This is a genomic window from Pseudomonas sp. Root71, from assembly GCF_001429045.1.
GTDB lineage: Bacteria > Pseudomonadota > Gammaproteobacteria > Pseudomonadales > Pseudomonadaceae > Aquipseudomonas > Aquipseudomonas monachiensis.
Genome location: NZ_LMHY01000029.1, coordinates 33,710 through 53,521, shown reverse-complemented (window position 1 = coordinate 53,521; position 19,812 = coordinate 33,710). Strand labels below are relative to the sequence as shown.

18 protein-coding genes are annotated in these 19,812 nt (G+C 62.2%); 15 read left to right on the top strand and 3 right to left on the bottom strand.

Going from position 1 to position 19,812, the window contains the following annotated elements; genetic code table 11:
- Positions 1–9: 9 nt before the first annotated feature.
- Positions 10–525 carry a flavin reductase family protein gene (locus tag ASD95_RS24240; protein WP_056722372.1) on the bottom strand — a complete coding sequence of 172 codons (516 nt, stop codon included), beginning with the start codon at positions 523–525 and terminating at the stop codon, positions 10–12.
- Between the two features lie 1,283 nt (positions 526–1,808).
- On the opposite strand from ASD95_RS24240, the gene ASD95_RS24235 reads away from it, so the two are divergent.
- The 14 genes from ASD95_RS24235 (at position 1,809) to ASD95_RS24170 (ending at position 15,931) form a co-directional block, all read left to right on the top strand.
- Positions 1,809–2,993, top strand: coding sequence for a flavin-dependent monooxygenase (locus tag ASD95_RS24235; protein WP_056722371.1), 1,185 nt, complete (start codon positions 1,809–1,811; stop codon positions 2,991–2,993).
- 123 nt (positions 2,994–3,116) lie between these two features.
- Positions 3,117–4,238 (top strand): LLM class flavin-dependent oxidoreductase, encoded by a 1,122-nt coding sequence (locus ASD95_RS24230; protein WP_056722369.1) that lies wholly within the window; start codon positions 3,117–3,119, stop codon positions 4,236–4,238.
- A gap of 687 nt (positions 4,239–4,925) precedes the next feature.
- On the top strand, positions 4,926–5,285 hold the full coding sequence (locus ASD95_RS24225; RefSeq protein ID WP_056722366.1) for a DUF6124 family protein: 360 nt from the start codon (positions 4,926–4,928) through the stop codon (positions 5,283–5,285).
- 235 nt (positions 5,286–5,520) lie between these two features.
- Entirely contained in the window at positions 5,521–6,411 is an 891-nt protein-coding gene (locus ASD95_RS24220; RefSeq protein WP_056722365.1) for a VOC family protein, read from the top strand.
- 11 nt (positions 6,412–6,422) lie between these two features.
- Positions 6,423–7,304: a CoA transferase subunit A gene (locus ASD95_RS24215; protein WP_056722363.1), complete on the top strand. Its 882-nt coding sequence runs from the start codon at positions 6,423–6,425 to the stop codon at positions 7,302–7,304.
- An 11-nt stretch (positions 7,305–7,315) separates the two neighbouring features.
- Positions 7,316–8,104 carry a CoA-transferase subunit beta gene (locus tag ASD95_RS24210; protein ID WP_056722361.1) on the top strand — a complete coding sequence of 263 codons (789 nt, stop codon included), beginning with the start codon at positions 7,316–7,318 and terminating at the stop codon, positions 8,102–8,104.
- 23 nt (positions 8,105–8,127) lie between these two features.
- Positions 8,128–9,000 (top strand): enoyl-CoA hydratase, encoded by an 873-nt coding sequence (locus tag ASD95_RS24205; protein WP_056722359.1) that lies wholly within the window; start codon positions 8,128–8,130, stop codon positions 8,998–9,000.
- 2 nt (positions 9,001–9,002) lie between these two features.
- Positions 9,003–10,070, top strand: a complete 1,068-nt coding sequence (locus tag ASD95_RS24200) for an NAD(P)H-dependent flavin oxidoreductase (protein WP_056722357.1) — start codon at positions 9,003–9,005, stop codon at positions 10,068–10,070.
- A gap of 11 nt (positions 10,071–10,081) precedes the next feature.
- A complete protein-coding gene (locus ASD95_RS24195; protein ID WP_056722355.1) occupies positions 10,082–10,837 on the top strand; it encodes an enoyl-CoA hydratase family protein in 756 nt (251 codons plus the stop codon).
- A gap of 10 nt (positions 10,838–10,847) precedes the next feature.
- Entirely contained in the window at positions 10,848–12,014 is a 1,167-nt protein-coding gene (locus ASD95_RS24190) for an acyl-CoA dehydrogenase family protein (RefSeq protein WP_056722354.1), read from the top strand.
- Between the two features lie 10 nt (positions 12,015–12,024).
- A complete protein-coding gene (locus ASD95_RS24185) occupies positions 12,025–13,080 on the top strand; it encodes an acyl-CoA dehydrogenase family protein (RefSeq protein WP_056722352.1) in 1,056 nt (351 codons plus the stop codon).
- Between the two features lie 170 nt (positions 13,081–13,250).
- The gene (locus ASD95_RS24180; RefSeq protein WP_056722350.1) at positions 13,251–14,399 is read left to right on the top strand and encodes an acetyl-CoA C-acetyltransferase; all 1,149 of its coding nucleotides are present in this window, start codon (positions 13,251–13,253) and stop codon (positions 14,397–14,399) included.
- A gap of 71 nt (positions 14,400–14,470) precedes the next feature.
- Positions 14,471–15,346 (top strand): SDR family oxidoreductase, encoded by an 876-nt coding sequence (locus ASD95_RS24175; protein WP_056722348.1) that lies wholly within the window; start codon positions 14,471–14,473, stop codon positions 15,344–15,346.
- Positions 15,347–15,421: 75 nt separating this feature from the next.
- Positions 15,422–15,931 (top strand): DUF1993 domain-containing protein, encoded by a 510-nt coding sequence (locus ASD95_RS24170; RefSeq protein WP_056722346.1) that lies wholly within the window; start codon positions 15,422–15,424, stop codon positions 15,929–15,931.
- Between the two features lie 146 nt (positions 15,932–16,077).
- Here the strand turns inward: ASD95_RS24170 and sstT are convergent, their stop codons facing one another.
- On the bottom strand, positions 16,078–17,310 hold the full coding sequence (gene sstT, locus ASD95_RS24165) for a serine/threonine transporter SstT (protein WP_046043062.1): 1,233 nt from the start codon (positions 17,308–17,310) through the stop codon (positions 16,078–16,080).
- Positions 17,311–17,655: 345 nt separating this feature from the next.
- Between sstT and ASD95_RS24160 the strand changes: the two genes are divergently transcribed.
- Positions 17,656–18,816, top strand: coding sequence for an MFS transporter (locus ASD95_RS24160; protein WP_008048831.1), 1,161 nt, complete (start codon positions 17,656–17,658; stop codon positions 18,814–18,816).
- Here the strand turns inward: ASD95_RS24160 and nhaR are convergent.
- Positions 18,803–19,702 (bottom strand): transcriptional activator NhaR, encoded by a 900-nt coding sequence (gene nhaR / locus ASD95_RS24155; protein ID WP_056722345.1) that lies wholly within the window; start codon positions 19,700–19,702, stop codon positions 18,803–18,805. The two genes, ASD95_RS24160 and nhaR, sit on opposite strands and share 14 nt — an antisense overlap.
- Positions 19,703–19,812 lie beyond the last annotated feature (110 nt).

Sequence of the window (19,812 nt, the reverse complement as noted above, 5' to 3'; positions counted from 1 at the left end):
GTTCGGGCCTCAGCCAGCAACAGCGAGAGAAGGTGCGGGTTTGGCGGTGGTGGTGTAGCTGCCGTCGAGGTAGACCAGCGGGGTGATGGCATCAGTGGTGTGGATCTGCAGGATGCGCCCGATGAACACGGTGTGGGTGCCGTAGCTGAAGTGGCCGTCCTGGCGGCAGAGGATCGCCGACTGTGCGTCACCCAGGTAAGGAATGCCGCCGGGGCTGGTCAGCCAGTTGCCACGGTCGAAGCGCGCTTCGCCCTTGATCGCGCCGCTGCACAGGTTGGCCAGGTCTTGTTGTTCGACGCCGAGGATGTTGACGCAGAAGTCGGCACCGGTCGCCAGTGCGGCGTGGGGCGAGGCGGTCTTGTTGACGCAGATCAGCAGTGATGGCGGCTCGGTGCTCAGGGAGTCGACCGCGGTGGCGGCCATGGCGAAGCGTTCGGAGCCGTTGCTGGTGCTGATAATGGTGACTGACTTGGCCAGGCGGCGCATGGCCTGGAGCATGTCGGCTTTGAGATTGACGTCGTTCATCGCACTGGGCCTTTTTGTTGGTTGGGGAGTGCGATGGATTCTTGCTCTGACGTCCAGTCGTCACATCGTCCGAGGGGACTAGGCCTTGGCGGCCTCTGGGCCGACCAGGCTCTTGGTTGATGGGGTACATATCCGTTGCTGCGGTAACGGCGACTTATGGTTTCGCCCTTACGGCGAGTCCCTTTGGCAAACGCCGGAGTGCCGGCCCAGCCCAAAGGAACCAAAGGTCTCGCCCCTTACGTACGGCCCCTCGCTAATTCATCCGGGGGCATTGCCCTCCGGTCGGCTTCGCTTCGACCTACATGCAATGAGTTCGACTGCGTCGAACGGCGCTGCGCGCCCATCCCCGGATGAATACCTCCACTCAGCCTGCCGAGGGGGCGGGTGGATCAAGATCAAGAGCTGCAGGCGAGCTAACGCTCGGCCTGATGAGTGGTGAGAAGCGTGGGTGTACGCCGCTCTGCTTTTGCTTTTCTGTGGGAGCGAGCTTGGTCCGGGCGGCGTTCCGACGATGGCGGCCTGCCAGCCGACCAATTCCTTACAGATGTACTCAGCACCTGTGGGAGCGAGCTTGGTCCGGGCGGCGTTCCGACGATAGCGGCCTGCCAACCGACCAGGTACCTCCCAGACGAACGAAACCCGCGAACAGGCCGGCCGGTAGGCCGCCTCGGGCGCTGTTGCGGTGTACGCCCCCTCGTGAGGCCGAGAGGAGGTTCTGCGCAGTGGGCAACCCGGCATGGATGCCGGGGCAACCCGGCATGGATGCCGGGTTAGCCGCCCCCGGCCATGGATGGCCGATGGCGGCGGGCCCACGGAGCAGGACCGGAGCGAGGGGATGCCGAGCCACAGCGAGGCACCGAATGTCAGGGGCAAGAGCCCTTTGGTTACTTTGGGGCTTTTCCAAAGTGACCCGCCGTAAGGGCGGAACCCTAAGCGGCCGTGACCGCAGCAATGGATATGTACACCCACAAAACACTCGTCGCCTGACACAAAGCCATCGTCGGAACGCCGCCCGGACCAAGCTCGCTCCCACAGGGGTCTTCAGTGGCCACAAGTCCCGAGTAAAACAGGGGACTCAATGTGGGCCTGCCCGCGAAGACGGCCTGCCAGCCAACACTCCTCTTTCAGATTCATCTCCAAAAAACTTTTCCCCAATCCCACATGGTCCGTTTGAGGGATGCCCGCCGCTTTGCGCATTGTTTGAATGCCAGTGTAGGGGCGCTACACCCGCCCCGTTGCACGCGCGCCCCGGCGGACGGGGTGAACAAAGGAGAACAATAAAAATGCTCAACCAAGACCTGATTCGCCAGCGTCTGAGCCAACGTGCCCGCGAGTTGGTGCCGATCCTGCGTGAACGCGCCCTGAATGCCGCGCAAGCAGGCCAGTTGCCTGAAGAAACCCTGAAGGATTTCCACGACGCCGGTTTCTTTCGCATCCTGCAACCGTCCCGTTGGGAAGGTTATGAACTGGAGCCCAAGGACTTCTTCGACGTGCAGATGACGCTCGCCGAAGGCTGCATGTCTTCGGCCTGGGTACTAGGGGTGGTGGCGATCCACAACTGGCAACTGGCGCTGTTCGACGACCGCGCGGCCCAGGATGTCTGGGGTAGCGACTCCAGCGTGCTGATCTCCTCTTCCTATATGCCGGTGGGCAAGGTCGAGCGGGTCGAGGGTGGCTTCAAGTTGAGCGGGCGCTGGGGCTTTTCTTCCGGCAGCAAGCATTGCGACTGGGCGTTCCTCGGTGCGCTGGTGCCGTCGGCAGAGGCGGGTGGGGCGCCGGATTACCGGACTTTCCTGGTGCCGCGCAGCGACTACCAGATTCTCGATAACTGGAACGTCATGGGCCTGGAAGCCACCGGTTCCCACGACATCCTGGTGGAAAACGCTTTCGTGCCCGAGTACCGCACCCATCGCGCGTTCGACGGTTTCATGCAGAACAGTCCGGGCAACGAGGTGAACACTGCGCCCCTGTTCCGCTTGCCGTTCGGGCAGATATTCGTGCGTGCTGTTTCGTCCTCGGCCATCGGTGCCCTGCAAGGCGCGGTGGATCAGTTTGTCGAGCACAACCGTGCCCGGGTCGGAGTCAATGACGGTCGCAAGATGGTCCAGGACCCGGCCGCGCAATCGTCGCTGGCCAATGCGATGGTCTGCGTCGATGAGTGCAAGACCGTGCTGCATCGCAACTTCGCCCTGATGCTCGAGCGCGCGCAGAAGGGCGAGCCGTTGAGCATGCCCGAGCGGGTGAAGATGCGTTACGACTCGGCGCTGGTGGCCGACAAGTGCGCCAAGGCCGTTGGCGACCTGATGTTCAACAGCGGTGCTTCGACGATCTTCCGCAGCCATCCGATCAACCGTGCGTTCCGCGACATTCACACCGGTCGCGCCCACGTTGCCAACAGCCCGGCCAAGTACGCCTGGAACCTCGGCGGCGTGAGCATGGGTCAGGACAGCAACGACTTTTTCCTCTGACGCTTCCCTGCAAACCGGCTAGTCCGTTTGCGTGATTCGAGCGCCCTGCCAATACCCGAGCATGGGCGCAAGGCACAGGTCTCTGGCGCCGACTGCGCATCCAAATAAGCACAAGGATCAACCATGAAATTTTCCCTGATTTACGAAGCCCAGACGGTGGACTCCAGCCGCGAAGGCGACCGCAAGATTTTCGAGGACACCGTCGAACAGGCCGTGCTCGCCGACAAGCTCGGTTTCGACACCTTCTGGTGCGTGGAACACACCGCGCTGAGCAACTACTCGCACATGTCCGCGCCGGAAACCATGCTGGCTTTCGTGGCCGGTAAAACCGAGCGCATCGGCATCGGCCACGGCGTGGTCTGCCTGCCGCCGGCGATGAACCACCCGGTGAAAGTCGCCGAGCGCATCGCCACCCTCGACCTGCTGTCCAAGGGCCGTGTGCACTTTGGCGTGGGTAAGGGCGGCACCCAGCAGGAAGCCGGCACCTTCGGCTACGACCTGGCGACCTTGCAGCCGCAGATCGACGAGATGATGTACCTGATCCCGAAAATGTTCGTGCAGGACGAGATCGAGCACAACGGCGACTTCGTGCAGATCCCCAAGCGCCCGATCCATCCAAAGCCGTACCAGGATCCGCACCCGCCGATGTACCTGGCGTGCACCAACACCGAGTCGCTGAAGAATGCCGGTGGTCGTGGCATGGGCGCGCTGGTGCTGGGCTTCGGTGGCCCGGAAGAAATCGCCAAGAAAGTCGAGGTGTATCACACGGCCTACGACAACCGCGATGAGAAGAAGCAGGTCGGTTTCCGTCCTAATCGCCACATTGCCGCGCTGTGCCCGGCCATCGTGCTGGACGACAACGCAGAAGCGCGCCGTATCGGTATCCGTGGCCAGCGCTACTTCATGGAATCCCTGGGCTACTGGTACGGCGGTGGCGAGCGTCCGGACCCGGAGAAGTGGAAAGACGACACCTACGTCGATGGCAACGGCCAGAGCGTGATCAAGTCGCGCTTCGCCTCGGAAGAAGTCAGCGTCGACTTCTCCGACCCGACCATGGCCATGATGAACCCGAACCACGCCTACGGCACCGTCGAGGATTGCATCGGCTACGTGCAGCGCCTGATCGATGCCGGCGCCGACGAAATCCTGTTCATCTGCCAGATGGGCACCGTGCCGCAGTGGGCACAGCTGGAGACCTTGAAGAACATTGGCGAGAAGGTGATTCCGCATTTTCGTAAGGGTTGAAAGTTGACGCTAAAGGCGTGAACACCGCATCCCCCCTGTGGGAGCGAGCTTGCTCGCTATAGCGGTCTTACATTCAGCATCGATGTTGACTGGTATGGCCCCATCGCGAGCAAGCCCGCTCCCACAGTTGATCGCATTTCAGGCCTGGCACGGACGTCAGGCCAACTTTCCAACGGGTCCCCAAGGCCCGTTTTTTTATGCCTGCCAGATAAGGCGTTGAACACCGCCTATCCCCTGTGGGAGCGAGCTTGCTCGCGATGGCGGTCTTACATTCAACATCGATGTTGACTGGTATGGCCCCATCGCGAGCAAGCTCGCTCCCACAGGTTTTTGGGTCGTTAAACATGGATTGATTAACGGCTGTCAGTGTTACTCGATGAAAGCTACAGCGCCTTGCGTCGTTGCCTACAGGTACGCCAGAATCCGCCGGCTTGTGCGCCTTGGAGCCCCTCGGTAACTTGATTCGCGTCACTGCTCATCAGTGATCGGGTTTAGCAGCTCGGGTATAACCTAAGTCGTACGACGCTTCTATCAGTCAGGTTTTGTGCCTGTATTTTGATGGTGGCTGTACGCAGGGCGCCCTTGGGCGCGCCGGCTTCTTAGGTTCCCCGGTCTGCTAACCTGCGTGCAGCTGCCACCCTCTTCGTTTAGCAGCAGGAGGTTGGCACATCATTAGGAACCTGAGATATGTTCAAAGTCACACCAAACCCGCCGGACACCGATCCAGCATCCCCGTACGAACCCGATTCAAAAAAACTCAACGAAGCCGCCGAGCGTGCCCTCGCTTACCACTTCCCCTCGACCGCCGACATCAAAGCCACCCCTCGAACCATCAGCACGCTGTTCAGCGTCGACCCCGGGGCCACGACCGAAACCCTGGTGGTCTATCTGGTCGAGACCCTGGCCTCGGTCGATGTGATGGTGCATCAACTGGTGGATCATCTGGAGGGCGGTGACCGTAATGCGCTGCTGGGTATTTCCAATAGCGTCATGCTGGCTGAGATCACCGCGAACCGCGTGCTCGATCAAATCGATCCGCGAGAGTAGCGATCCACCAGTAGGAGCTGCCGAAGGCTGCGATCTTTTGATCTTGATCTGAAAAACAAAATCAAAAGATCGCAGCCTGCGGCAGCTCCTACAGGGATTGCGTTCTGCCTGTTTTCCGCTAGTCCCATTGGACGATGTTGCCCCTCCCCGAACCCGTTTGAATAGCCCCTACATAAAGTCTCCCCCGGCACCAGCCGAAGGGCGGCACGGCCTGAGAAAAACGAGGAGTGCATCCATGGATATCCGTGGTCTGGGTTACGTCACCCTGCTGTCCAGCGACCTGGCGCAATGGCGCCACTACGCAAGCCAGGTGTTGGGCATGATGGTCAGCGGCGATGATGAGCGTCTGTACCTGAAAATGGACGAACGTCATTACCGCATCCTCGTGCAGAAGAACGCCGAGAACGGTTTCGGTGCCTGCGGTTGGGAGGTGGCCGGCAAGGCGGCGCTGGAACAGGCGGTCAGCGAGTTGCAGCAGGCCGATGTGCAAGTGATCCGTGGCACCGCCGCCGAAGCGGAACTGCGCAAGGTCCAGGAACTGGTGCACTTCAGCGACCCAGATGGCAATCGCCACGAAATTTTCTGGGGCCCGTTGCAGGATTTCGCCCGTTTTGTCTCGCCGGTGGGCGTCAAAGGTTTTGTCACCAACGACCTCGGCATGGGCCACGTCGTACTGCCAGCCCCGGCCTTCGAACGCTGCCGCGACTTCTACGAGCAGGTGATGGGTTTCGGCCTGTCGGACCTGATGAAAGTCCGCTTCACCCCGGACCCGGCCGAGCCGCAAAAGCGTATTCACTTCCTGCACTGCAACAACGGCCGCCACCACTCGCTGGCGATTTTCGAGTGCCCGATGCCCCACGGCTGCGTGCACATGATGGTCGAGGTCAACGCGCTGGACGAAGTCGGCCGCGCCCTGGATCGCGTTCATGCCAACGGCGTGAAGCTGTCGGCCACCCTCGGCCAGCACACCAACGACCAGATGATTTCTTTCTACATCAAGACCCCGTCCGGGTTTGACCTGGAATACGGCTGCGATGGCCTGGTGGTCGACTGGGACCGCCACACACCGTTCGAAAGCACCGTGGTCAGCCACTGGGGCCACGACTTCAGTGTCGGTCGCCAATGAGGAACAAGACGATGGACAAGCAAATGAGCACCGCCGAGATCGTCGGCCAACTGCGTGACGGCATGACCATCGGTATCGGTGGCTGGGGCCCGCGCCGCAAGCCGATGGCGCTGGTGCGCGAGATTCTGCGCTCGGACCTCAAGGAGCTGACTGTTGTTGCATATGGTGGCGCGGACGTCGGCATGCTCTGCGCGGCCGGCAAGATCAAGAAGCTGGTGTTCGCCTTCGTGTCCCTGGATTTCATTCCACTGGAGCCGTACTTCCGCAAGGCGCGCCAGGAAGCGGCGCTGGAAGTGATGGAGATCGATGAAGGCATGTTGCTGCTTGGCCTGCGCGCCGCAGCGATGAATGTGCCGTTCATTCCGACCGCCGTGGGCCTGGGCACCGATGTGCTGCGCCACAACCGTCAGATCAAGTTGATCGCCTCGCCCTATGCCGATGGCAAGGACTGGGTCGCCATGCCGGCGCTCAAGCTCGATGCGGCGCTGGTGCATGTCGACCGCGCCGATGCACGCGGCGTGTGTCAGATCAGCGGTCCGGATCACTACATGGACGACCTGTTCGTGCGGGCCGCGACCCACAGCTACGTGACCTGCGATGAGCTGGTCGACAGCGAGTATTTCCATCAGGACAACGCCCATGCCCATCAAGTGTTCTGGGAACGCAACCTGACCACCGCCGTGGCCCACGTGCCGGGCGGGGCGCATCCGTCGTCGTGCGCGCCGCTGTACGGTTTCGATGTTGCGCACTTCAAAGCCTACAACGCCACGGTCCAGGCGGCCGATGGCTGGGAAGGTTATGTGCGCGACTACGTCGACTGCACCCACGAACAGTATCTGGAAAAGGTCGGCGGCCTGGCTGCGATCCGTGAACTGCCATTGCCGATTTTCTAAGGAGCCTTTCGATGAGCACTACTGATTTCAGCCTCGCTGAGTTGATGATCTGCGCGGCCTCCGAAGCCTGGCGCGAGGACGGCGAAGTATTGGCCTCCGGCATCGGCGTGATCCCGCGTCTGGCCGCTTCGCTGGCCATGTTGACCAGCAACCCGAACCTGCTGATGACCGATTCCGAAGCCTACATGGTCGCCGAACCGGTGCCGTTGGGCGCGCGCAAAGGCTATGAACCCAAGCGCGACAGCTGGATGGGTTTCTCGCGGATTTTCGACAACGTCTGGGGCGGCAAGCGCCATGCGCTGGTCGGCCCGACCCAGATCGACCGTTACGGTCAAGCCAACATTTCCTGCATCGGCGACTACGCCAAACCCAAGGCGCAGATGCTCGGTGTGCGCGGTTTCCCCGGCAACTCGATCAGCCACGCCAACTCGTTTTGCGTGCCGAGCCATAACCGGCGGGTATTCGTCGAAGGCGAGGTCGATATGGTCGCCTCGGTCGGCTACAACCCGGCCCGCCTGGCGCGGGGCTGGTCGCTGGACGACATCGACATCCGCTTGATCATCACCGACCTCTGCGTCCTGGATTTCCAGGGCCCGCAGCGGCAGATGCGCATCCGTTCGCTGCACCCCGGCGTGACGGCGGCGCAAGTCCAGGACAACACCGGCTTCGAGCTGCACGTGCCGGACGCTTGCCCGACCACGGAGGCACCGACGGCCGAGCAGTTGCAGCTGATCCAGCGCCTGGATCCGCACAACCTGCGCGCCCTGCAACTCAAAGACAACCCGCCAGGCCAACGCTGAGCAACGCGTTGCGGAGAAAAGTGATGGCTGAACATAACGATAACAATCAGGCCGAGGTGGTGCTGTACGAGGTGCGCGACGCGGTGGCCCTGGTCACCATGAACCGCCCCGAGTTCCACAATGCGCAGAACTCGCAGATGACCTATGCGCTGGACGCGGCGTTTCGCCGGGCCTGCGATGACGATGAAGTGAAGGTCATTGTGCTGCGCGGCGCCGGCAAGCATTTCTCCGCCGGGCATGACATCGGCACCCCGGGCCGCGACGTCGACAAAACCTTCGACCGCGCCAGCCTGTGGTACGACCATGTGAACAAACCGGGCGGTGAGTTTCTCTATGCCCGTGAGCAGGAAGTCTATCTGGGCATGTGCCGTCGCTGGCGCGAGATGCCCAAGCCGACCATCGCCATGGTCCAGGGCGCGTGCATTGCCGGTGGTTTGATGCTGGCCTGGGTCTGTGACCTGATCGTCGCCAGCGAGGATGCGTATTTCGCCGATCCGGTGGTGCGCATGGGCATTCCCGGAGTCGAGTATTTCGCCCACGTGCATGAACTCAATCCGCGCATCGCCAAGGAGTTCCTGTTCCTCGGCGAGCGCATGCCGGCGCCGCGTGCCTATCAGATGGGCATGCTCAATCGGGTGGTGGCTCGCGATGAGTTGGAGCAACAAACCCTCGATATCGCGGGGCGCATCGCCCAGATGCCGCGCCTGGGCCTGCAACTGAGCAAGCAAGCGGTGAACAACGCTGAAGACCTGATGGGCAAGCGCGCGACCATGGACATGGTGTTCGGCCTGCATCACTTCGCCCATGCCCACAATGAGCTGGTGTCCGGCGACCGCCTCGGCGGCTACGACGCCAAGGCCATGGCCAGTTCCCAGCGCAAAACGGGCGAGGCGTGAGCATGGCGATCTCGTTGAATACTCGTTTGACTGAACTGCTCGGTTGCCGCTACCCGATCATCCAGACCGCCATGGGCTGGGTCGCCGACCCAAAACTGGTGGCGGCCACGGGCAATGCTGGCGGCTTTGGTTTTCTCGCCGGGGCGACCATCGAACCGCAGCAGATGGAAGCGGCGATTATCGAAACCCGGCGCCTGACCGACCAGCCGTTCGGCGTGAACTTCCACATGTACCAGGCCAATGCCGGCGAGATCGTCGAGCTGGTATTGCGCCACAAAGTCCGGGCGGTCAGCTACAGCCGTTCGCCGGGCAAGCACATGATCAGCCGCCTGAAGGATGCCGGGGTGGTGTGCATTCCCACGGTGGGCGCGCTCAAGCATGCGCAGAAAGCCGTGGAAATGGGCGCCGATGCGGTGACTGTACAGGGCGGCGAGGGCGGCGGGCATACCGGTTCCGTTCCTACTTCGATGCTGCTTGATCAGGTGGTCAATGCCGTGTCGGTGCCCGTGGTGGCGGCCGGTGGTTTCAAGGACGGCAGGGGCCTGGTGTCGGCCCTGGCCTACGGTGCCGAAGGCATCGCCATGGGCACACGCTTTTTGATGTGCGCCGACAGCCCGGTGCCCCAGGCGACCCTGGCGCGGTACCTGGCGGTCAAGGACCCGGCGGCCATCATCATCAGCCGCGCCATCGACGGCATGCCGCAACGGATGATCCGCAACGAATTGCTCAACCAGCTGGAAAACAGCGGTGGTCTCAAGCGCCTGTTGCTGGCGTTGCAAAGTGGCCTGGCCTACCGCCGCCACACGGGCATGAGCCTGACCCAGTTGCTGAGCAGTGCCTTGAAAATGCGCGGTGCCGGTGAACTGACCGCTGCGCAAAGCATCATGGCCGCTAACGCGCCGATGGTGATCCAGAAAGCCATGGTCGACGGGCGTCCGGCCGAGGGCGTGTTGCCTGCCGGACAAATCGCTGCATCCATCGACAGCTTGCCCAGCTGCGCCCAATTGATTGAACAGATCGTCCGCGACGCCGAAGCGCGCCTGGGCGAGCTGTGCCGCCGTGTGTCGTGAAGGGGAAAGGCATGAAACCATTTAGCGTGAGTATTGATAGCGGCATTGCCGAACTGGTCTTCAACCGACCACCGGTCAATGCCTTCAACTGCCAGGGCTGGGCCGATATCGCCAGCGAGATCGAGGGCCTGGGCCGCGACAGCGACGTGCGGGTGATCGTGATCCGTGCCGAAGGTCGCGGCTTCTGCGCCGGGGTCGATATCAAGGAACTGGCCGCCGACGGCAACCTGATCGTCGCGGTGAACAAGGGCAACTACGACAGCTTCAAGGCCATCCACCGCAACCCGAAACCGGTGATCGTTGCCGTGCACGGTTTCGTGCTGGGCGGCGGCATCGGCATTTGCGGCGCCGCCGACATCATCGTCGCGTCCGAGTGCGCCACCTTTGGCGTGCCGGAAGTGGATCGCGGGGCCATGGGCGGCGGTGCGCATTTGCAGCGCCTGTTCCCGGTGCAGAAAGTCCGCCACATGTACTTCACCGGCGAGGCTATCGACGCCGCCGAAGCCTACCGCCTGGGTGCGGTGGAGCGGGTGGTCAAGCGCGAAGACTTGCGCAACGCCGCGTTGCAGATCGCCCGCACCATCGCCGCCAAGAGCCCCGGCATGATCAGCCTGGCCAAGGAAGCGCTGAGCGGCATCGAAGACGGCAATCTGGAAGACAAATACCGCTGGGAGCAGGGCTTCACCCTCGAAGCCTACCGCTCACTGGACTCTCAGGAAGCACGCGACTCGTTCGTCGAGAAACGCGATGCCCGATTCAACGGCTGAAGGCATATCCATGGACCTGACCTATACCCCGGCCCAGCAGGCCTTTCGTGCCGAGGCACGGACCTGGCTGGCGGCCAATGTACCGAGTGAACCGCTGCAATCGTTCGACACCGAGGCTGGCTTTGCCCAGCACCGGGCGTGGGAAACCAAGCTCAATGAAGGCCGTTGGGGCATGGTCACCTGGCCGACCGAACTCGGCGGGCGCGGTTGCGACCTGATCGAGTGGCTGATTTTCGAGGAGGAATACTACCGCTCTGGCGCCCCGGCACGGGTCAACCAGAACGGTATCTTCCTGCTCGGCCCGACCCTGATGGAGTACGGCACCCCGGAGCAAAAGGCGCGTTTTCTGCCGCGCATGGCCACTGGCGAAGACATCTGGGCCCAGGCCTGGTCCGAGCCGGGCGCCGGTTCCGACATGGCGGCGATCCGTTCCAAGGCTGAACGCGTGGGCGACCACTACGTGATCAACGGCCAGAAAACCTGGTCGACCCGTGCGGTGTGGGCCGATTGGGCATTCGGTATTTTCCGTACCGACGCACAGTCCCAGCGTCATCACGGCCTGACCTTCATTTTGCTGCCGCTGGATACGCCGGGGATCACCGTGCGGCCGATTCCGCAGCTCAACGGCTTGCCGGGTTTCGCCGAGATCTTCTTCGACGACGTCAAGGTGCCGGTGGAGAACGCCCTCGGTGGCGAAGGCATGGGCTGGCACGTGGCGATGTCCACCGCCGGTTTCGAGCGGGGTTTGTTGCTGCGCTCACCGGCGCGCTTCCAGGAAACCGCCAAGCGTCTGGTGCAGCTGTACCTGGCCAACCGCGAGCAGGCCGACCGCGACCCGGCCATCGGTGAAGCGGTGATGCGTGCCTGGCTCGATGCCGAGGCCTACACCCTGAGCACCTACATGACTGCCTCGCAACTGGTGCAGGGCGGCAAGATCGGGCCGGAATCGTCGACCAACAAGATCTTCTGGTCCGAACTCGACCAGCGCATGCACGACACCGCCATGAGCATTCTCGGCCTGCGCGGCGAACTGCTGCCACATGCACCGGCCGCCGGTGACGTCGGCCATTGGCTGGAGGGTTTCCTGTTTGCCCAGGCCGGTCCGATCTACGCCGGCACCAACGAGATCCAGCGCAACATCATTGCCGAACGCATGCTCGGCATGCCGCGAGCCTGAGGAATAGACCATGGACTTTAGTTTCAGCCGCGACCAACTGCTGTTTCAGGACAACGTCCGCAGCTTTCTGATCAACGAAGTCACCCCGGAACGCATCCGCGAACTGTGGCAGAGCGACAACGGGCGCAGTGATCAGCTCTGGGCACAACTGGTGGAACTCGGCCTGACCGCCCTGACCGTGCCCGAGGCGCAGGACGGCATGGGCATGAATGAGCTGGACTTCGTGCTGATCGCCCAGGAATGCGGTTATGCCGGGCTGCCAGAACCGTTGGTGGACACCATGCTGATCGGCGTGCCGTTGCTTGCCGCCCTGGATGAGCAACACGCGTCGCTCAAACAAAAATGGCTGTCGCAAGTGGCCGAGGGCCGTGCACGTCTCGCGGTTTCCGAGCCAGGTAACCCGCTGGTCAGCGATGCCCATGTCGCCAATCTGCTGTTGCTGGCCCATGGCGACGAAGTGCATGCGCTGGAGCGTGATGCCGTGCGCCTGACCCGCAACGAGTCGGTCGACCCGAGCCGGCAGCTGTTCCAGGTCGAGTGGACACCAAGCCCGGCCACTTGCGTCGCCAACGGTGAGCAAGGGCGGCAACTGTGGGCGGCCGCCTTCAACCGTGGCGCCATCGCCAGTGCCGCGCAATTGCTCGGGCTGGCCAAGCGCATGGTCGACCTGGCGGTGGACTACACCTTCGAGCGCAAGCAGTTCGGCAAACCGGTGGGTTCGTTCCAGGCGGTCAAGCATCTGATGGCCAACGTCGCGGTGCAGATCGAGTTCGCCAAAGGCCCGCTGTACCGCGCCGCTTATGCCATCGCCGAACAACAACCGGAGCAGGACGTATTCGTGTCCCACGCCAAATTGGCGACCGCAGAAGCGGCCATGCTCGCGGCGAAAAACACCATCCAGGCTCACGGTGCCATGGGGTACACCTGGGAAGTGGATTTGCACCTGTTCATGAAGCGCGCCTGGGTGCTGGACAAGGTCTGGGGTGATCGCGGCCTGCACAAAGGGCGGATTCGCGCGGCGCTGTTTGACGGCACCCCGGAGCTGGGTGCGGGCAATACGTTCTAACCCGTCAGTAAGAGTGACTACATCCCTGTGGGAGCGAGCTTGCTCGCGATGAGGCCGGCACATCCAAACATCGATGTTGACTGACACTCCGCCATCGCGAGCAAGCTCGCTCCCACAAGGTTTTTCGGCGCTCTCAATACCAGATTTCAATTTCTTCACCGAGGTAGACCATGCCTGAAGCTTATATCGTCGACGCCCTGCGCACGCCCACCGGGCGGCGCAAGGGTGGTCTGAGCCAGATCCACGCCGCCGACCTGGGCGCCCACGTATTGCGTGCGCTGGTCGGGCGCAACGCCATTCCCGACGAGGATTACGACGACGTGATCTTCGGCTGTGTCGACACCATCGGCCCGCTGGCCGGTGACATCGCCCGTACCAGTTGGCTGGCGGCCGGCCTGTCGCAAGCGGTGCCGGGCACCACCATCGATCGCCAGTGCGGTTCGTCCCAGCAAGCGGTGCACTTCGCCGCCCAGGCGGTGATGAGCGGTACCCAGGATGTGGTCGTCGCCGGTGGCGTGCAGACCATGACCCAGATCCCGATTTCCTCGGCGATGATCGCCGCCGAACCCTTGGGCTTCACCGATCCGTTCAGCGGTTCCGAAGGCTGGGTGCGGCGCTATGGCGCGCAACCGCCGACGCAGTTCCGTTCGGCGCAGATGATCGCGGAAAAGTGGGACCTGTCCCGGGCGCAGCTTGAAGCCTATTCGCTGGAATCCCATCGACGTGCCTTGCAGGCCATCGAGCAAGGCCGCTTCAATCGCGAGATCGTGCCACTGGCCGGTGTGCTGCATGACGAAACGCCACGCCAGACCAGCCTGGAAAAAATGGCCGAGCTGGAGTTCCTGTTCGGCTGCGACCGGGTGACCGCCGCGGTGTCGAGCCAGACCTGTGATGCGGCCAGTGCGATGCTGATCGTTTCGGAGGCGGCGCTCAAACGTTACGGCCTGACACCACGGGCTCGCATCCATCACCTGAGCGTGCGCGCCGAAGACCCGATCTGGATGCTCACCGCGCCGATCCCGGCTACCGCTTACGCACTCAAGCGTGCCGGCATGAAGCTGGAAGACATCGACCGCGTAGAGATCAACGAAGCCTTCGCCTCGGTGGCCATGGCCTGGTTGAAAGAAACGGGCTATCCCCACGAACAGACCAACGTCAACGGCGGCGCGATTGCCCTCGGCCATCCATTGGGTGCCACCGGCACCCGCTTGATGTGCACCTTGCTGCATGAACTGGAACGCAGCGGCGGACGCTACGGCATGCAGACCATGTGCGAAGGCGGCGGTCAGGCCAACGTGACGATTATCGAACGCCTGTGATTTCAAGATGCCCACTGAACCTGTGGGAGCGGGATTGTGGCAACGAGTGATGAATTTGAAGGATGAGCAATATGAAAATCTGTGAAAACCGCGTCGTGATCATCACCGGTGCCGGCGGTGGCCTGGGCCGCGCCTACGCGCTGGCTTTCGCCGCCGAAGGCGCGAAAGTGGTGGTCAACGACATCAACCGCGAAGCGGCGCTGGCCGTGGTCGGCGAAATCCTGGGGCAAGGCGGCAGCGCCGTGGCCAACAGCGACGACATCACCCGCTACGACTCGGCGGGCCTGATTGTGCGCCAGGCCATCGAAACCTTTGGCGACCTGAATGTGGTGGTCAACAACGCCGGCATCTGCCGCGACCGCATGTTCGCCAGCCTGACCGAAGCCGACTGGGATGCCGTGGTAGCCGTGCATCTGAAGGGCCACTTCTGCATTTCCAGCCACGCCGTGAAGTACTGGCGCGAGCAGGCCAAGGGTGGCGCCAAGGTCGATGCGCGGATCATCAACACCAGCTCCGGCGCCGGGTTGCAGGGCTCCATCGGCCAGTCCAACTATGCGGCGGCCAAGGGTGGCATTGCTTCGCTGACGCTGGTGCAGGCGGCTGAACTGCGCCGCTACGGGATCACCGCCAATGCCCTGGCGCCGGCCGCGCGCACCGGGATGACCGAGCAAGTGTTCGCCGACACCATGAAAAAGCCTGAAGAAGGCTTCGATTACTTCGCCCCGGAAAACGTCGCGCCGCTGGTGGTGTGGCTGGGCTCCGAGGCTTCCGCCGGGGTGACCGGGCAGATGTTCGAAGTCGAGGGCGGCAAGTTGTCGATCGCCGACGGCTGGCGCCGTGGTCCGCAACTGGATCGCCAGGGCCGCTGGGCGGTTGGCGAGATGGGCGAAGCGATTGCGCAGCTGATGACTCAGGCCGTTCCGGCGGCGAAGGTTTACGGCAGCTGAAAAAGAACGGTCTCGGGAGGGCGCAGGTGGCTATAATCGGCCCCACGTTCCCTCCTGTCATCACACGAGACTGCCATGACCATTTCCCTGTACGACGCTTCCATCCCTGTTCTCCAGCAAATGCTCAACGCCCTCAGCGGTGTGCTGAAAAAGGCCGAAGCCCACGCTACCGAAAAAAACATCGACCCTAATGCCTTCCTGCAAGCGCGCCTGTTCCCGGACATGTTCCCGCTGGTACGCCAGGTGCAGATCGCCGTTGATTTCGCCAAAGGCATTTCTTCGCGTCTGGCCGAAGTCGAACTGCCGAAGTACGACGACACTGAAACCACCTTCGCCGAGCTGCAAGCATTGATCGCCAAGGTTCTGGCCTACATCGGCGAGTTCACGCCGGAGCAGATCAACGGCAAGGAAGGCATCGAGATCGTGACCCGTCCGGGCACGCCTAAAGAGAAGCGCTTCAGCGGCCAGTCCTACCTGCTGACCTACGGCCTGCCGCAGTTCTTCTTCCACGTCACCACCACTTACGCACTGCTGCGCCACAACGGCGTGGAAGTGGGCAAGCGCGACTACATGGGCGCGTTCTAAACCGTCCAGGTACAAAAAAGCCCGCCAAGGTTTGCGCCTTGGCGGGCTTTTTCGTTGGTGGAGCCAGAGATCGCAGCCTGCGGCAGCTCCTACAGAGGAACGCGTACCCCCTGTAGGAGCTGCCGCAGGCTGCGATCTTTTGATCTTTACGCCAATCGTTCTGCTTTTGCCTCTTCACCCAGGCAAGCCGCCGCGGTGAACAGCACATCGGTGGAGGAGTTCAGCGCGGTTTCCGCCGAGTCCTGCAACACGCCGATGATGAAACCGACCGCCACCACCTGCATGGCGATTTCGCTCGGGATGCCGAACAGGCTGCACGCCAGTGGAATCAGCAACAGCGAACCACCGGCCACACCCGAAGCACCGCAGGCGCAGATGGCTGCGACGACGCTCAGCAGGATCGCGGTGGGAATGTCCACGGCGATGCCGAGGGTGTGCACGGCCGCCAGGGTCAGCACGGTGATGGTGATCGCAGCTCCCGCCATATTGATGGTCGCGCCCAGCGGGATCGATACCGAGTAGGTGTCTTCGTGCAGGCCCAGGCGCTTGCTCAACTCCAGGTTGACCGGAATGTTCGCCGCCGAGCTACGGGTGAAGAATGCCGTGATGCCGCTTTCGCGCAGGCAGGTCAGCACCAGTGGGTACGGGTTGCGACGCAGTTTCCAGAATACGATCAGCGGGTTCATCACCAGCGCCACGAACAGCATGCAGCCCAGCAGTACGGCCAGCAGGTGCGCGTAGCCGATCAGGGCGCCGAAACCGGAGGTGGCGAGCGTCGAGGCCACCAGGCCGAAGATGCCCAGCGGGGCGAAGCTGATCACCAGGCGCACAATCACCGTCACGCCGTTGGACAGGTCGCCCAGCACTTCACGGGTGGTGTCGCCGGCGTGGCGGATGGCAATGCCCATGCCGATGGCCCAGGCCAGAATACCAATGAAGTTGGCATTCATCAGGGCGCTGACCGGATTATCGACCACGCTAAGCAACAGGCTTTGCAGCACTTCGCCAATCCCGCCTGGCGCAGTGACCGCGACGTCCTGGGTCGACAGCACCAGGCTCGAAGGGAACGTCATGCTGGCAACCACCGCGACCACGGCGGCGGCGAAAGTGCCCAGCAGATACAGGAACAGAATCGGCCGGATATGGGTTTCCTGGCCGTGCTTGTGGTTGGCAATCGACGCCATGACCAGCACGAACACAAGAATTGGCGCGACGGCTTTCAGTGCCGAGACAAACACTTTGCCGATGAACGCCGTGGACTTGGCCAGGTCGGGGGCAATCAGTGCCAGGGCAATACCGGCGATCAGGCCGATCACGATCTGTGTGACCAGGCTCAAGCGTTTAAGGCGTTGCAATAGAGAAGGGGATGAAGCAGTCATAAAACGGCATCTCTGATTTTTTATAAGTGCGAGGTTTCACCGCAGTTGCAGCAACAAGCAGGGCAGGCCGCAGACGGGAAACCGAGAGGGGAACACGGCGCTAATGCCAGCGCTGATTCCTGTGGCGAGGGAGCTTGCTCCCTCGCCACAAAGGGCGCGGACTTTATCACAGCGCAGGAACGATCTTTCAGACCTGTGACGAACTGCCACCATGGCATTCAACGCGAATTGCAGGTTCGTGCAACCGCATCCGAAAACACTCTGTTAAGATTCGCCACCCTCATTTTCATGTCTGCCAGTGGGCCTTCGGGCTATCGCTGGTGTTTTCGTTTTCTGGAGTTTTGCATGCTGTTGCCCATTCTTCTGTTGTCCGCCGCCGGCTTCACGGTGCTGACCACGGAGTTCATCATCGTCGGCCTATTGCCGGCCATCGCCCGGGACCTGGAGGTCAGCATCCCCCAGGCCGGTTTACTGGTGACCCTGTTCGCTTTCACCGTGGCCGCGTTCGGGCCGTTCCTGACGGCGTATTTCGCCCGCTTCGAGCGGCGCAAGCTGTTCATCTCGGTGCTGATCATGTTTGGCTTGGCCAACACGCTCGCAGCGCTGGCGCCGAATATCTGGGTGATGGCGTTTGCCCGTTTGATCCCGGCACTGGGGCTGCCGGTGTTCTGGGCCTTGGCCAGCGAAACGGCGGTGGATATCGTCGGGCCGGATTACGCCGGGCGCGCCATTGCCAAGATCGGTTTCGGCATCGTTTGCGCCACGGTGTTCGGCATTCCCGTGGGCACGCTGATTTCCGATGCGTTCGGCTGGCGCAGTGCCTTCGCGATTCTGGCGGTCATCGCCTTTGCCAAGGCGTTGCTGCTGTTTATCTATCTGCCCAGGACCAACCTGCACCAGCATCAGGTGAGTTTTCGCTCGCAGTTCAAGATCCTGCGCAGCCCGCTGATGCTCGGTCACGTGCTGCTGTCTGTGATTGTGTTCAGCGGCATGTTCACCGCGTACACCTATCTGGCGGACATTCTTGAGCGCCTGGCAGGCTTCAACGGCACCGTGGTCGGCTGGTGCCTGATGGGCTTCGGCGCGGTCGGGCTGATCGGCAACTCCCTGGGTGGCCGTGCGGTGGATCGTCACCCGTTGATGGCGTCGATGATGTTCTGTGCGTTCATGATCGCCGGCCTGGTGGCGCTGGTGCCGAACATCCATTCGCCCCTCGGCCTGGCGGCGGCGATGGGCATCTGGGGCGTGACCCAGGCGGCGTTGTTCCTGGTCAGCCATGTGCGCCTGATGAAAGCGGCTCCCGAAGCGCCGGCTTTCGCCGCGTCGCTGAACATCGCCGGGGCCAACCTCGGTATCGGTCTGGGGGCGATGATCGGTGGTCGGGTGATCGACAGCGTCGGTCTGCAAGGCCTTGGCTTCGCCGCCGCCGCTTTCATTCTGGCGTCGATCCTGCTGGCCATCGCCCTGATGACCTTCAAGCCCCGCGAAGAGGTCACAGCGCTGTAAACAGCTCGCGTCGGGCACCTTCGGTAATGGCGACAATGCCGGGGTGCTTGACCTTGCGTTCCACTGAGATGGCATAGAACGACTCGCTCACCGCGTCGGTCTGGCCAATCACCTCCACGCCGTATTGGCGTTGCACTTCATCGGCAATCACGCTCGGGCCGATGAATATCCCGCTGCCGGATTGGCCGAAGGCCTGCATCAGGGCACTGTCGTCGAACTCACCGACAATCTGCGGCTGGATCTGCTGCTCGGCGAACCAGCGTTGCAAGCGGCTGCGCACCACGGTTTCCGGCCCGGGAATCAGCAGCGGCGCACCGTGCAGATTGCGCGGAAAGTCGTGTCCATAACGCGCCGCCAGTTCAGGGGTGGCGAAGAAGCTGATCCCGCACTCACCGAGTTTCTGACTGTAGCCCTTGATGTCCAGGTGCGACGGCATCGGGCTGTCGGAGATCACCAGGTCCAGGCGCTGGATCGCCAGGTCAGCCAGCAAACGCTCAAGCTTGTCTTCGCGACAAGTGATGCGCAGCGGTTCGCTCAGTTCCATGGTCGGTGCAATCAGGCGATAGACGATGGACTTGGGCACCACGTCGGCCACACCGACACGAAACAGGATCTGCTGTTCATTGGGTTGTGCCCGCAGCATCAGTTCCAGTTCGCCACCGAGCTGGAACATTTGTTCGGCGTAGGGCAGGGCCTGGCGGCCGGCCTCGGTGAGTTCCAGTTGCCGTCCGACGCGCCGGAACAACTCGATGCCAAAGGTCTGTTCCAGCAATGAAATCTGCCCGCTGATGGTTTGTGGCGTGAGATTGAGCTGCTCACAGGCGCGCACGATGCTGCCGGTCTTGGCCACCACCCAGAAGTAATGCAATTGCCGATAGTTGAGCATGGCGTCCAACACTTCGTAAAAATCGAAGTATAACCGCTAAAAATACGAATTTTCCTGAAGTGTTTGCTTCCCTAGAATGCATCGCTATCAACGGGCCATCGTTTAGGTCC

What these genes read in the sequence shown, in the direction of transcription:
- ASD95_RS24240 (WP_056722372.1), bottom strand. Translation starts at nt 525, where the DNA reads ATGAACGACGTCAATCTCAAAGCCGACATGCTCCAGGCCATGCGCCGC.
- ASD95_RS24235 (WP_056722371.1), top strand. Translation starts at nt 1,809, where the DNA reads ATGCTCAACCAAGACCTGATTCGCCAGCGTCTGAGCCAACGTGCCCGC.
- ASD95_RS24230 (WP_056722369.1), top strand. Translation starts at nt 3,117, where the DNA reads ATGAAATTTTCCCTGATTTACGAAGCCCAGACGGTGGACTCCAGCCGC.
- ASD95_RS24225 (WP_056722366.1), top strand. Translation starts at nt 4,926, where the DNA reads ATGTTCAAAGTCACACCAAACCCGCCGGACACCGATCCAGCATCCCCG.
- ASD95_RS24220 (WP_056722365.1), top strand. Translation starts at nt 5,521, where the DNA reads ATGGATATCCGTGGTCTGGGTTACGTCACCCTGCTGTCCAGCGACCTG.
- ASD95_RS24215 (WP_056722363.1), top strand. Translation starts at nt 6,423, where the DNA reads ATGGACAAGCAAATGAGCACCGCCGAGATCGTCGGCCAACTGCGTGAC.
- ASD95_RS24210 (WP_056722361.1), top strand. Translation starts at nt 7,316, where the DNA reads ATGAGCACTACTGATTTCAGCCTCGCTGAGTTGATGATCTGCGCGGCC.
- ASD95_RS24205 (WP_056722359.1), top strand. Translation starts at nt 8,128, where the DNA reads ATGGCTGAACATAACGATAACAATCAGGCCGAGGTGGTGCTGTACGAG.
- ASD95_RS24200 (WP_056722357.1), top strand. Translation starts at nt 9,003, where the DNA reads ATGGCGATCTCGTTGAATACTCGTTTGACTGAACTGCTCGGTTGCCGC.
- ASD95_RS24195 (WP_056722355.1), top strand. Translation starts at nt 10,082, where the DNA reads ATGAAACCATTTAGCGTGAGTATTGATAGCGGCATTGCCGAACTGGTC.
- ASD95_RS24190 (WP_056722354.1), top strand. Translation starts at nt 10,848, where the DNA reads ATGGACCTGACCTATACCCCGGCCCAGCAGGCCTTTCGTGCCGAGGCA.
- ASD95_RS24185 (WP_056722352.1), top strand. Translation starts at nt 12,025, where the DNA reads ATGGACTTTAGTTTCAGCCGCGACCAACTGCTGTTTCAGGACAACGTC.
- ASD95_RS24180 (WP_056722350.1), top strand. Translation starts at nt 13,251, where the DNA reads ATGCCTGAAGCTTATATCGTCGACGCCCTGCGCACGCCCACCGGGCGG.
- ASD95_RS24175 (WP_056722348.1), top strand. Translation starts at nt 14,471, where the DNA reads ATGAAAATCTGTGAAAACCGCGTCGTGATCATCACCGGTGCCGGCGGT.
- ASD95_RS24170 (WP_056722346.1), top strand. Translation starts at nt 15,422, where the DNA reads ATGACCATTTCCCTGTACGACGCTTCCATCCCTGTTCTCCAGCAAATG.
- sstT (WP_046043062.1), bottom strand. Translation starts at nt 17,310, where the DNA reads ATGACTGCTTCATCCCCTTCTCTATTGCAACGCCTTAAACGCTTGAGC.
- ASD95_RS24160 (WP_008048831.1), top strand. Translation starts at nt 17,656, where the DNA reads ATGCTGTTGCCCATTCTTCTGTTGTCCGCCGCCGGCTTCACGGTGCTG.
- nhaR (WP_056722345.1), bottom strand. Translation starts at nt 19,702, where the DNA reads ATGCTCAACTATCGGCAATTGCATTACTTCTGGGTGGTGGCCAAGACC.